General features: G+C 58.6%; 8 protein-coding genes, 1 tRNA gene and 1 pseudogene. All 10 read left to right on the top strand.

The annotated features are described in order from the left end of the window. A pseudogene (tuf, locus tag RCH14_RS23005) lies at positions 1-330 on the top strand (elongation factor Tu); the annotation flags it as partial. Between the two features lie 102 nt (positions 331-432). Further along, positions 433-508, top strand: a tRNA-Trp gene (locus tag RCH14_RS23000). A 36-nt stretch (positions 509-544) separates the two neighbouring features. Then, on the top strand, positions 545-931 hold the full coding sequence (gene secE / locus RCH14_RS22995; RefSeq protein WP_183554440.1) for a preprotein translocase subunit SecE: 387 nt from the start codon (positions 545-547) through the stop codon (positions 929-931). Between the two features lie 2 nt (positions 932-933). Beyond that, positions 934-1,635: a transcription termination/antitermination protein NusG gene (nusG, locus tag RCH14_RS22990; RefSeq protein WP_343028427.1), complete on the top strand. Its 702-nt coding sequence runs from the start codon at positions 934-936 to the stop codon at positions 1,633-1,635. Between the two features lie 190 nt (positions 1,636-1,825). Beyond that, entirely contained in the window at positions 1,826-2,257 is a 432-nt protein-coding gene (rplK, locus tag RCH14_RS22985) for a 50S ribosomal protein L11 (RefSeq protein ID WP_258837103.1), read from the top strand. Continuing rightward, complete coding sequence (gene rplA / locus RCH14_RS22980; RefSeq protein ID WP_343028426.1) at positions 2,257-2,955, top strand: 50S ribosomal protein L1; 699 nt, start codon at positions 2,257-2,259, stop codon at positions 2,953-2,955. The genes rplK and rplA overlap by 1 nt, the downstream gene beginning before the upstream one ends. 273 nt (positions 2,956-3,228) lie before the next feature. Further along, the gene (rplJ, locus tag RCH14_RS22975; RefSeq protein WP_343028425.1) at positions 3,229-3,765 is read left to right on the top strand and encodes a 50S ribosomal protein L10; all 537 of its coding nucleotides are present in this window, start codon (positions 3,229-3,231) and stop codon (positions 3,763-3,765) included. A gap of 60 nt (positions 3,766-3,825) precedes the next feature. Further along, positions 3,826-4,200: a 50S ribosomal protein L7/L12 gene (gene rplL / locus RCH14_RS22970; RefSeq protein ID WP_343028424.1), complete on the top strand. Its 375-nt coding sequence runs from the start codon at positions 3,826-3,828 to the stop codon at positions 4,198-4,200. 295 nt (positions 4,201-4,495) lie between these two features. Then, positions 4,496-8,605, top strand: a complete 4,110-nt coding sequence (gene rpoB / locus RCH14_RS22965; RefSeq protein ID WP_343028423.1) for a DNA-directed RNA polymerase subunit beta — start codon at positions 4,496-4,498, stop codon at positions 8,603-8,605. 226 nt (positions 8,606-8,831) lie between these two features. Further along, a complete protein-coding gene (gene rpoC / locus RCH14_RS22960; RefSeq protein ID WP_343028422.1) occupies positions 8,832-13,079 on the top strand; it encodes a DNA-directed RNA polymerase subunit beta' in 4,248 nt (1,415 codons plus the stop codon). Positions 13,080-13,132 lie beyond the last annotated feature (53 nt).

The raw sequence follows: 13,132 nt of genomic DNA, 5'->3' as shown, positions 1-13,132 counted from the left end.
GTCCAGCGTGGTCAGGTTCTGGCGAAGCCAAACTCGATCAAGCCGCACAACCACTTCACCGGCGAGATCTACGTTCTGTCGAAAGATGAAGGCGGTCGTCACACTCCGTTCTTCAACAACTATCGTCCACAGTTCTACTTCCGTACGACTGACGTGACCGGTTCGATCGAACTGCCAGCAGACAAAGAAATGGTCATGCCAGGCGACAACGTGTCGATCACTGTCAAGCTGATCAACCCGATCGCGATGGAAGAAGGCCTGCGTTTCGCAATCCGCGAAGGCGGCCGTACTGTCGGCGCCGGCGTGGTCGCAAAGATTCTGCCTAACTAAGCAGAGTAGAGGGAAGCGGAAGTCATTTCCGTTTCCCTCGAACAGCATTGTCAGTGGGCGCACGCTTGCTGTATAATGCTGGATTCAGATGGAAGTTTTCGTAGGGGTGTAGCTCAATTGGCAGAGCGTCGGTCTCCAAAACCGAAGGTCGCGGGTTCGATTCCCTCCGCCCCTGCCACCGAATTCTGGTGCCAGGCACCGAAAGTAAAGAAGAATGTCTAATCAATCCGTGCAAACTGTCAGCACCTCGAATGACAAGTTCAAGGTCGCGCTGGCGGTGGTTGCAGCGATTGCAGGCGTCGTCGGGTTCTTTTACCTGACAGGCCAGAACAAACCAGCCTTGGTCGCCGCAGGCGCACTTTTGGCTGGTTTAGTTTTTGCTGTCCTGCTTTTGTGGACTTCCACCACCGGCCGTGATTTCCTGAGCTTTGCCAAGGAATCGGTGCGCGAGACCAAGAAGGTCGTTTGGCCGACCCGCCGCGAAGCCTTGCAAATCACCGGCATCGTGTTTGCCTTCGTGGTTGTGATGGCAATTTTCCTGTGGGGCACCGACAAGATTCTCGAGCTCCTGTTGTACGACTTTGTCCTGGGTTGGAAATAAACATGAGCGAAAACGTACAAGAAGATACCGCGCCGGAAGAGATTCCGGCGGCCGGCGCTCCGGCGGCCGGCGCTCCGGCGGCCGGCGCTCCGGCGGCCGGCGCTCCGGAAGAAGGTGTTCCAGAGCAGGAAGCAGCACCAGAAGCAGCTGCACCTGTGAGTGTCCCGGTCAGTAACAAGCGCTGGTACGTCGTTCACGTCTACTCGGGTATGGAAAAGAGCGTCATGCGCGCCCTGACCGAGCGGATCGAACGCGGCGGCATGCAAGAACAGTTTGGCCAGATCCTGGTGCCAACCGAGGAAGTCGTCGAGATGCGCAACGGCACCAAGGCCGTTACCGAGCGCCGCTTCTTCCCGGGTTACGTGCTGGTCGAGATGGAAATGACCGACGAAACCTGGCATTTGGTGAAAAACACCAGCAAAGTCACCGGTTTCATCGGCGGCAAGTCGAACAAGCCAACCCCTATCCCGGCGCGCGAGATCGACAAGATCATGCAGCAGGTCCAGGAAGGTGTCGAGAAGCCTCGGCCAAAGACGCTGTACGAAGTGGGCGAACAGGTCCGGATCAAAGAAGGCCCGTTCACCGATTTCAACGGCAACGTCGAAGAAGTCAATTACGAAAAGTCGAAGGTGCGAGTTTCTGTTACCATCTTCGGCCGCGCGACTCCAGTCGAACTGGAATTCGGGCAGGTAGAGAAAGTATGACCATTGTGGGAAAGAGTTTAGCGAAGCCTCGCGCAGCGCGGCGCAGCGGTACTCTGTCCCCAACATATCAAATACAAACGCCATAATCGGAGCGTCGCAGTTGTCAGGCGGAATCCGGTAAGAGGAGCCCCGCCGGAGACGAGTAGTCGCGGTGGGGCGCTACTACTCAAGTCAAAGATAGGAGCCTTTCATGGCAAAGAAAATCATTGGCTTTATCAAGCTGCAAGTTCCAGCTGGTAAAGCAAACCCATCCCCACCGATCGGTCCAGCACTGGGTCAGCGCGGTCTGAACATCATGGAATTCTGCAAGGCGTTCAACGCCCAGACCCAGGGTGTCGAGCCAGGCATGCCAATCCCGGTCGTGATCACCGCGTTCGCCGACAAGTCGTTCACCTTCGTGATGAAGACTGCACCGGCAACGTACCTGATCAAGAAAGCCGCTGGCATCACCAAGGGTTCGGCCAAGCCGCATACCGACAAGGTTGCATCGCTGACCCGCGCTCAAGCTGAAGAAATCGCAAAAATCAAGCAGCCGGACCTGACCGCCGCCGACATGGACGCAGCAGTGCGTATCATCGCTGGCTCGGCACGTTCGATGGGCATCACGGTGGAGGGTCTGTAATGGCTAAGCTGTCCAAACGCGTTAAAGCTATCAAAGCTAAAGTAGACCGCAATAAAGTCTACGCCTTCGACAACGCTCTGTCGCTGGTTAAAGAATTCGCCACTGCCAAGTTCAACGAGTCGATCGACGTCTCGGTGCAACTGGGCGTGGACCCGAAGAAGTCGGACCAAGTGGTTCGCGGTTCGGTCGTGCTGCCAGCTGGCACCGGCAAGACCGTGCGCGTTGCTGTGTTCGCAACGGGCGAGAAGGCTGAAGCTGCACGTGCAGCCGGCGCCGACATCGTCGGTATGGAAGACCTGGCCGAGCGCGTCAAAGCTGGCGACATGCCTTTCGATATCGTCATCGCGTCGCCAGACACCATGCGTATCGTCGGTACCCTGGGTCAGATCCTGGGCCCACGCGGCCTGATGCCTAACCCGAAAGTCGGTACCGTGACGCCTGACGTCGCTACCGCTGTCAAGAACGCCAAAGCCGGTCAGGTTCAGTACCGTACCGACAAGGCAGGTATCGTTCACGCAACGATCGGCCGTGCATCGTTCACCGACGCAGATCTGAAGAGCAACCTGGTTGCCCTGATCGACGCTCTGAACAAGGCCAAGCCAACCACGTCGAAAGGTGTGTACCTGCGCAAGGTTGCCCTGTCGTCGACGATGGGTGCAGGCGTGCGCGTTGATCACGCTTCGATCGCTGCTGCTTAATCAGCAAATTCAAGTCCTCGCGCTGTTGGCGCGGGGCGAATCTTTGGGCTGTCGCAGCAACTGAACGCTGCGGCAGACAATCAAAGACCGTTGGGCCAAATGCAGAGGTTGAGCATGCGGTTAAAAGACAACCCAACGCAGATGGTGTACCCGAACAAGTTTTGTAGTCCAGCTGCGTGAATTCATCCGCTCAGTTTAAGGCTTCTTAACTTCGGACGCCGTGTGTTCGAACCGATGTGAACATCTCGTTCTCATCATTTAAGGAGATTGACCGTGGGTCTTAATCTGAATGACAAAAAGGCCGTCGTCGAAGAAGTTTCCGCAAAAGTAGCATCTGCGCAAACCATCGTCGTCGCCGAGTACCGTGGCATCCAGGTTAGTCACTTGACCAAGCTCCGTGCATCCGCACGTGCCCAGGGCGTGTACCTGCGTGTTCTCAAGAACACGCTGGCGCGTCGCTCTGTCGAGGGCACGCAGTTTGCCTCGCTGGCTGATTCCATGACCGGTCCGCTGATCTATTCGATCTCGGACGATGCCGTTGCTGCCGCTAAAGTCATCAATGACTTCGCTAAAACCAACGACAAACTGGTCATCAAAGCCGGTAACTACGCAGGTAAGCAGCTCGACGTAGCTGGCGTTACCTCGTTGGCAAGCATCCCATCCCGTGAAGTTCTCATCTCGCAGCTGTTGGGCGTCATGTTGGCTCCGGTGTCGGGCTTTGCACGTGGTCTGGCTGCCCTGGCAGCGAAAAAAGGCGAAGGTTCTTCCGAAGCAGCTCCGGCCGCAGAAGAAGCAACTGCAGAAGCGTAAGCTTCCCTTTTTTTTCAAGTACCAACCTGAACTACATACAAATCAAAACTGGAGTTTCAAATGGCAATTAGCAAAGACGATATCCTGAACGCAGTGAGCGAAATGTCCGTCATGGACCTGAACGAACTGGTCAAGGCATTCGAAGAGAAGTTCGGCGTGTCGGCAGCTGCAATGTCGGCTCCTGCAGCTGGTGGTGGCGCTGGCGCCGCTGCTGTTGAAGAGCAGACCGAGTTCAACGTTGTTCTGACCGAAATCGGCGCGAACAAAGTCGGCGTCATCAAGGCAGTCCGTGAAATCACCGGTCTGGGCCTGAAAGAAGCCAAAGACGTCGTCGACGGCGCTCCTAAGACGGTTAAAGAAGCCCTGCCAAAAGCAGAAGCTGAAGCCGCCAAGAAGAAGCTGGAAGATGCAGGCGCCAAGGCTGAACTGAAGTAATACATAGGCAAAGGGCGCTGTTCGCAGCGCCTGATGCGGGAGTCAAAGCTTGCAAAACTTGCCGGAAGGCGGGAATTGCGGCTTTGGCTCTTTTGTCGTCCCTGCGACAGACGTCGGCAAGGAATGACAGAATAGAGTCGGCAGCACCGGCTCCGAAATATCGTAACACAGCAGTTTGCTTGTCCTTTTCATCTGGCGCGAAAGAGTAAGAGACTTCAGGAATTGTGTGTGGTGGTGGCGCGTGCCACTGGCAAATCCTGAATTCTTCATCCTTTCTGTCACTCACGGAGTGTCCATGCACTACTCATTTACTGAGAAGAAGCGTATTCGCAAGTCGTTCGCGAAACGCGCCAACGTTCACAACGTTCCCTACCTGCTGGCTACCCAGCTGGAATCCTACGAGAACTTCCTCCAGGCTGATGCTGTCCCATCGGGACGCAAGGCCGAGGGTCTGCAGTCGGCTTTTTCTTCGATCTTCCCTATCGTGTCGCACAATGGTTTTGCGCGCCTCGAGTTCCTGTCGTATGTGCTGGGCGATCCTGCGTTTGACGTGAAAGAGTGCCAGCAGCGTGGCCTGACCTTCGCGTCGCCGCTGCGCGCCAAGGTGCGTCTGGTGATCCTGGACAAGGAATCGCCGACCAAGCCGGTCGTCAAGGAAATGAAAGAGCAAGAAGTCTACATGGGCGAGCTGCCACTGATGACCACGAACGGTTCGTTCGTGATCAACGGCACCGAGCGCGTGATCGTGTCCCAGCTGCACCGTTCGCCGGGCGTGTTCTTCGAGCACGACCGCGGCAAGACGCACTCGTCGGGCAAGCTCCTGTTCTCGGCACGGATCATTCCTTACCGCGGCTCGTGGCTCGACTTCGAGTTCGACCCGAAAGACATCCTGTTCTTCCGCGTCGACCGTCGTCGCAAGATGCCAGTGACGATCCTGCTCAAGGCCATCGGCATGACGCCGGAACAGATCCTGGCGAACTTCTTCGTGTTCGACAACTTCGTCGTGCGCAACGACGGCGGCGAACTCGAGTTCGTTCCTGAGCGTCTGCGCGGCGAAGTGGCGCGTTTCGACATCGTCGATCCGAAGTCGGGCAAGACCATCGTCACCAAGGACAAGCGGATCAACGCCAAGCACGTCCGTGACATCGAAGCTGCCGGCATCAAGACCATCTCGGTCCCTGAAGACTACCTGCTCGGCCGCGTGCTGGCCAAGAACATTGTCGACCAGGACACCGGTGAAGTCATCGCCGTCGCCAACGACGAACTGACCGAAGAACTGCTGGGCAAGCTGCGCGACGCAGACGTGACCGAAATCCAGACGCTGTACACCAACGATCTGGACCAGGGCGGCTACATCTCGCAAACCCTGCGCACCGACGACACCGCTGACCGCACCGCGGCGCGCGTGGCGATCTACCGCATGATGCGTCCTGGCGAACCGCCAACCGAAGAATCGGTCGAAGCACTGTTCAACGGCCTGTTCTACATGCCGGAACGCTACGACCTGTCGGCAGTCGGCCGCATGAAGTTCAACCGCCGTATCGGCCGTGATGAACTGACCGGCGACATGACCATGTCGAACGAAGACATCCTGGCCGTGATCAAGATTCTCGTCGAGCTGCGCAATGGCCGCGGCGAAGTCGATGACATCGATCACCTGGGTAACCGTCGCGTCCGTTGCGTCGGCGAACTGGCTGAGAATCAATTCCGTGCTGGCCTGGTCCGCGTGGAACGTGCAGTCAAGGAACGTCTCGGCCAGGCCGAAGCGGACAACCTGATGCCGCATGACCTGATTAACAGCAAGCCGATTTCGGCCGCGATCCGTGAGTTCTTCGGTTCGTCGCAGCTGTCCCAGTTCATGGACCAGACCAACCCGCTGTCCGAAGTGACGCACAAGCGTCGCGTCTCGGCTCTGGGCCCTGGCGGTCTGACCCGCGAACGTGCTGGCTTCGAGGTGCGCGACGTGCACCCGACCCACTACGGCCGCGTGTGCCCGATCGAAACGCCTGAAGGCCCGAACATCGGCCTGATCAACTCGCTGGCACTGTACGCTCGTCTGAACGAATATGGCTTCCTGGAAACCCCGTACCGCAAGGTCGACGGTTCGAAGGTCACCGAGCAGATCGATTACCTGTCGGCAATCGAAGAAGGCCGCTACATCATCGCCCAGGCGAACGCTGCGATCAACGAAGAAGGCCGACTGGTCGACGAGCTGGTCTCGTCGCGTGAAGCCGGCGAAACGATCCTGGTCTCGCCAGAGCGCGTCCAGTACATGGACGTTGCTCCAGGCCAGATCGTGTCGGTCGCTGCCTCGCTGATTCCGTTCCTGGAACACGATGATGCGAACCGTGCACTGATGGGCGCCAACATGCAGCGTCAGGCCGTGCCTTGCCTGCGTCCTGAAAAGGCCGTGGTCGGTACCGGTATCGAACGTACCGTGGCAGTCGACTCGGGTACCACCGTGCAGGCTCTGCGTGGCGGTATGGTCGATTACATCGATGCGGGCCGCGTCGTCATTCGCGTGAACGACGATGAAGCGCAGGCTGGTGAAGTCGGCGTCGACATCTACAACCTGATCAAGTACACCCGTTCGAACCAGAACACCAACATCAACCAGCGTCCGATCGTGCAGGTTGGTGACCGCGTCGCCCGTGGCGACGTGATCGCCGACGGCGCATCGACCGACCTGGGCGAACTGGCCCTGGGTCAGAACATGCTGGTGGCGTTCATGCCGTGGAACGGTCTGAACTTCGAAGATTCGATCCTGATCTCGGAAAACGTCGTCAAGGATGACCGCTACACGTCGATTCACATCGAAGAGCTGTCGGTCGTGGCACGTGACACCAAGCTGGGCGCGGAAGAAATCACCCGCGACATCTCGAACCTGGCAGAAAACCAGCTGGCGCGCCTGGATGAATCGGGCATCGTCTACATCGGCGCCGAAGTGCAGGCTGGCGACGTGCTGGTCGGTAAGGTCACGCCAAAAGGCGAGACCCAGCTGACACCGGAAGAAAAGCTGTTGCGCGCGATCTTCGGCGAAAAAGCGTCGGACGTGAAAGACACCTCGCTGCGCGTGCCTTCGGGCATGGTCGGCACCGTGATCGACGTCCAGGTGTTCACCCGCGAAGGCATCCAGCGTGACAAGCGCGCCCAGCAGATCATCGATGATGAACTCAAGCGCTATCGCCTGGACCTGAACGACCAGATGCGTATTGTCGAGGGCGATGCCTTCGAGCGTCTGGAGCGCATGCTGATCGGCAAGATCGTCAATGGCGGTCCGAAGAAGATGGCCAAGGGCGCGGCGATCACTGCCGACTACCTGGCGGACCTGGACAAGTTCCACTGGTTCGACATCCGTCCGGCAGAAGACGACACCGCGAACGCCCTCGAAGCGATCAAGGAATCGATCAACGAAAAGCGTCACCAGTTCGATCTGGCCTTCGAAGAGAAGCGCAAGAAGCTGACGCAAGGCGACGAGCTGCAGCCAGGCGTGCAGAAGATGGTCAAGGTCTACCTGGCCGTCAAGCGCCGCCTGCAGTCGGGCGACAAGATGGCAGGCCGTCACGGTAACAAGGGTGTGGTCTCGCGTATCGTTCCGGTGGAAGACATGCCGTTCATGGCGGACGGTCGTCCTGCCGACGTCGTGCTGAACCCGCTGGGCGTGCCATCGCGCATGAACGTCGGTCAGATCCTGGAAACCCACCTCGGTTGGGCGGCCAAGGGCCTGGGCTGGCGCATCGGCGAAATGCTGCAGGCGCAAGCGAAGGCACAAGACCTGCGCGTGTTCCTGGACAAGATCTACAACGAAACCGGCCGCAAGGAAGACCTGGACAGCTTCAGCGATGAAGAGATCCTGACCCTGGCGGGCAACCTCAAGAACGGCGTGCCGTTCGCGACCCCGGTCTTCGATGGCGCCCACGAAGAAGACATTCGTCGTATGCTGGATCTGGCGTTCCCGGATGACATCGCTGCCAACCTGGGCATGACCCCGTCGAAGAACCAGGTCACGATGTTCGACGGTCGTACCGGCGAAGCATTCGAGCGCAAGGTCACCGTCGGCTTCATGCACATGCTGAAGCTGCATCACCTGGTTGACGACAAGATGCACGCGCGTTCGACCGGTCCGTACTCGCTCGTGACGCAGCAGCCACTGGGCGGTAAAGCCCAGTTCGGCGGCCAGCGCTTCGGTGAGATGGAGGTGTGGGCACTGGAAGCGTACGGCGCATCGTACGTGCTGCAAGAGATGCTGACTGTGAAGTCGGATGACGTGAACGGCCGTACGAAGGTCTACGAGAACCTGGTCAAAGGCGACCACGTGATCGAAGCCGGCATGCCAGAGTCGTTCAACGTGCTGGTGAAGGAAATCCGTTCGCTGGGTATCGACATCGATCTCGAGCGCAACTAAGCAGGCCAGCAAGGCCGCCAGCCTTCGGGCTGGCTCTTCGACCTTCGAAGTCGTCGCCCCGGAGCAGTCCGGGGCCTAAGCCCGGTGAATCAGCCGGCAAACTTGGATTCCCGCCTGCGCGGGAATGCCGGTTTCTAGGGTAGTGGGTTATGCAAGCACTGGCGAAAATCAGTGAGGAGCTGGCGGCAAGCAAGTCAGTAAAGAATTCAATCACCTGGAGTGATACATGAAAGCACTGCTCGATCTATTCAAGCAAGTTCAGCAAAACGAAAGTTTCGACGCCATCAAGATTGGCCTGGCGTCGCCTGAAAAAATCCGTTCGTGGTCGTTCGGCGAAGTCAAGAAGCCGGAAACCATCAACTACCGCACGTTCAAGCCTGAGCGCGACGGCCTGTTCTGCGCAAAAATCTTTGGTCCTATCAAGGACTATGAATGCCTGTGCGGCAAATACAAGCGCCTGAAGCACCGCGGCGTGATCTGCGAGAAGTGCGGCGTTGAAGTCACGCTGGCCAAGGTGCGCCGTGAGCGCATGGGCCACATCGAGCTGGCTTCGCCAGTCGCGCACATCTGGTTCCTGAAGTCGCTGCCATCGCGTCTGGGCATGGTCCTGGACATGACGCTGCGGGACATCGAACGCGTGCTGTACTTCGAAGCATACGTCGTCACCGATCCAGGCATGACCCCGCTCAAGAAGAGCCAGATCATGTCGGAAGACGACTACGCCGCCAAGTACGAAGAGTACGGCGACGACTTCACCGCCTTCATGGGCGCCGAAGGTATCCGTGAACTGCTGCGCTCGATCGACATCCACCGCGATGCCGACGCGCTGCGCGTGGAACTCAAAGAGTCGAAGTCCGAAGCCAAGATCAAGAAATACGCCAAGCGCCTGAAAGTGCTCGAAGCGTTCCAGCGTTCGGGCATCAAGCCTGAGTGGATGATCATGGAAGTTCTGCCGGTCCTGCCGCCAGAGCTGCGTCCGCTCGTCCCGCTGGACGGTGGCCGTTTCGCCACGTCCGACCTGAACGACCTGTATCGCCGCGTCATCAACCGTAATAACCGCCTGAAGCGCCTGATGGAACTGCGCGCACCAGAGATCATTACGCGTAACGAAAAGCGCATGCTGCAAGAAGCAGTCGATTCGCTGCTGGACAACGGCCGTCGCGGTAAAGCGATGACCGGCGCCAACAAGCGTCCGCTGAAGTCGCTGGCCGAGATGATCAAGGGTAAAGGCGGTCGTTTCCGTCAGAACTTGCTGGGCAAGCGCGTCGACTACTCGGGCCGTTCGGTCATCGTGGTCGGTCCACAGCTGAAACTGCACCAGTGCGGCCTGCCGAAACTGATGGCTCTGGAACTGTTCAAGCCATTCATTTTCAACAAGCTCGAACTGATGGGTCTGGCAACGACCATCAAGGCGGCGAAGAAGCTCGTCGAAGTGCAAGAGCCAGTGGTCTGGGACATCCTTGAAGAAGTCATCAAGGAACACCCGATCATGCTGAACCGCGCGCCGACGCTGCACCGTCTGGGTATCCAGGCGTTCGAACCGGTCCTGATCGAAGGCAAGGCCATCCAGCTGCACCCACTCGTCTGCGCGGCGTTCAACGCCGACTTCGACGGTGACCAGATGGCTGTCCACGTCCCGCTGTCGATCGAAGCACAGATGGAAGCACGTACGCTGATGCTGGCGTCGAACAACATCCTGTTCCCATCGAACGGCGAACCGTCGATCGTGCCGTCCCAGGATATCGTGCTGGGTCTGTACTACGCATCGCGCGAGGCAATCAACGCCAAGGGCGAAGGCATGATGTTCCCGGACGTGTCGGAAGTCATCCGCGCGTACGACAACAAGGAAGTCGAACTGGCGACCCGCATCACCGTGCGTATCGTGGAATTCCCACGCAACGCCGAAGGTGGCTTCGACCAGACCCTGACCCGCTACGAGACCACGGTCGGCCGTGCGATCCTGTCCGAGATCCTGCCAAAAGGCTTGCCATTCTCGGTGCTGAATCGTTCGCTGAAGAAGAAAGAAATCTCGAAGCTGATCAACACGTCGTTCCGCAAGTGCGGTCTGCGTGCGACTGTCGTGTTTGCCGACAAGCTGATGCAGTCGGGCTTCCGCCTGGCAACGCGCGCCGGTATCTCGATCGCCGTCGACGACATGATGATCCCGGACGTCAAGAAGGGCATGATCGCTGCCGCTGAAGCCGAAGTGAAACAGATCGAGCAGCAGTACAGCTCGGGTCTGGTCACCGCCGGCGAGCGCTACAACAAGGTCGTCGACATCTGGGGCAAGACCTCCGATGAAGTCGGCAAGGCGATGATGGACCAGCTGAAAATCGAGCCGGTCACGAAGCGTGATGGTACCCAAGGCACCCAGGAATCGTTCAACGCGATTTACATGATGGCCGACTCGGGCGCCCGCGGTTCGGCAGCCCAGATTCGTCAGCTGGCCGGTATGCGTGGTCTGATGGCGAAACCGGATGGTTCGATTATCGAAACGCCGATTACCGCGAACTTCCGCGAAGGCCTGAACGTGCTTCAGTACTTCATTTCGACCCACGGCGCTCGTAAAGGTCTGGCCGATACCGCGCTGAAGACCGCAAACTCGGGTTACCTGACCCGTCGTCTGGTCGACGTGACGCAGGATCTGGTGGTGATCGAGGACGATTGCGGCACCAACAACGGCACGCACATGAAGGCGCTGGTCGAAGGTGGTGAAGTCATCGAAGCCCTGCGCGACCGTATCCTCGGCCGTGTCACCGGTACCGATGTCGTCAATCCTGAAACCCAGGAAACCCTGTTCGAAGCCGGCACGCTGCTGGACGAAGACATGGTCGAAGAGATCGAACGCGTCGGCATCGACGAAGTCAAGGTTCGTACACCACTGACCTGCGACACGCGCTTCGGCCTGTGCGCCAAGTGCTATGGTCGCGACCTGGGCCGTGGCAGCATGGTCAACGCCGGCGAAGCAGTCGGTGTGGTTGCAGCGCAGTCGATTGGTGAGCCGGGTACCCAGCTGACCATGCGTACGTTCCACATCGGTGGTGCGGCATCGCGTGCGGCAGTGGCCTCGTCGGTCGAAGCCAAGTCGAACGGTACGGTTCGCTTCACGGCAACCATGCGTTACGTCACCAACGGCAAGGGCGCGCAAATCGTCATTACCCGTTCGGGCGAAGTGCTGATCACGGACGACCATGGCCGTGAGCGCGAGCGTCACAAGGTGCCGTACGGTGCGACCCTGATCGTCAAGGATGGCCAGGCTGTCAAAGCCGGTATCGCCCTGGCGACCTGGGATCCGCTGACCCGTCCGATCATCACCGAGTACGCCGGTATCATCCGCTTCGAAAACGTGGAAGAGGGCGTCACCGTCGCTCGCCAGGTCGACGATGTGACCGGTCTGTCGACCCTCGTCGCGATCGATCCGAAGCGTCGTGGTTCGGCCGGCAAGGTGCTGCGTCCGCAGGTCAAGCTGCTGAACGAAGAGAACCAGGAAGTCAAGATCGCGGGCACCGAACACGCCGTGGCCATTGGTTTCCAGATCGGCTCGCTGATCATGGTCAAGGACGGTCAGCAAGTGTCCGTCGGTGAAGTGCTGGCACGTATCCCGACTGAATCGCAGAAAACGCGAGACATTACCGGTGGTCTGCCACGCGTTGCCGAGCTGTTCGAAGCACGTTCGCCAAAAGACGCCGGCATGCTGGCGGAAGTCACAGGTACTGTCGCATTCGGTAAAGAGACCAAGGGCAAGCAACGCCTTGAGATCACCGACATGGACGGCAACAAGCACGAGTTCCTGATCACCAAGGACAAGCAAGTGCTGGTTCACGATGGTCAAGTCGTGAACAAGGGCGAGATGATTGTCGACGGCCCAGCCGATCCGCAAGACATCCTGCGCCTGTTGGGTATCGAATCGCTGGCCCGCTACATCGTCGACGAAGTGCAGGACGTGTACCGTCTGCAAGGCGTGAAGATCAACGACAAGCACATCGAGGTGATCGTTCGCCAGATGCTGCGTCGTGTTCAGATCGTCGAAGCAGGCGACACCGACTACATCATCGGCGAGCAGGTCGAACGTTCGGAACTGCTGGACCAGAACGACCGCATGAACGCTGCAGGCAAGCTGCCGGCAACGTACGAAAACGTGCTGCTGGGTATTACCAAGGCATCGCTGTCGACCGATTCGTTCATCTCGGCCGCATCGTTCCAGGAAACCACCCGCGTGCTGACCGAAGCGGCGATCATGGGCAAGCGCGACGGTCTGCGCGGCCTGAAAGAGAACGTCATCGTCGGTCGCCTGATCCCGGGCGGTACGGGTCTGGCATTCCACCGCGCTCGCAAAGAGAAGGAAGTGTGGGAAGCGGAAGAACGTCAGGCACTGCTGCAGCAAGAGAAGGCCAATATGGCCGCCGAGCTGCAAGCGATGGAAGACCAGCAAGTTGCGTCGGCTTCGGCTGAGCAGCATAACGACGGCGAGTAATCGTCTGAGTTGAAAATGAAACGACACCCTGCGGGGTGCCGTTTTTTTTTGTC

The sequence above is a fragment of the Massilia sp. MP_M2 genome (assembly GCF_039123635.1).
Taxonomy (GTDB): Bacteria; Pseudomonadota; Gammaproteobacteria; order Burkholderiales; family Burkholderiaceae_D; genus Telluria.
The sequence above is the reverse complement of the archived record's forward strand: the minus strand, read 5'-3'. Positions and strand labels throughout refer to the sequence as shown.

What these genes read in the sequence shown, in the direction of transcription:
- secE (WP_183554440.1), top strand. Translation starts at nt 545, where the DNA reads ATGTCTAATCAATCCGTGCAAACTGTCAGCACCTCGAATGACAAGTTC.
- nusG (WP_343028427.1), top strand. Translation starts at nt 934, where the DNA reads ATGAGCGAAAACGTACAAGAAGATACCGCGCCGGAAGAGATTCCGGCG.
- rplK (WP_258837103.1), top strand. Translation starts at nt 1,826, where the DNA reads ATGGCAAAGAAAATCATTGGCTTTATCAAGCTGCAAGTTCCAGCTGGT.
- rplA (WP_343028426.1), top strand. Translation starts at nt 2,257, where the DNA reads ATGGCTAAGCTGTCCAAACGCGTTAAAGCTATCAAAGCTAAAGTAGAC.
- rplL (WP_343028424.1), top strand. Translation starts at nt 3,826, where the DNA reads ATGGCAATTAGCAAAGACGATATCCTGAACGCAGTGAGCGAAATGTCC.
- rpoB (WP_343028423.1), top strand. Translation starts at nt 4,496, where the DNA reads ATGCACTACTCATTTACTGAGAAGAAGCGTATTCGCAAGTCGTTCGCG.
- rpoC (WP_343028422.1), top strand. Translation starts at nt 8,832, where the DNA reads ATGAAAGCACTGCTCGATCTATTCAAGCAAGTTCAGCAAAACGAAAGT.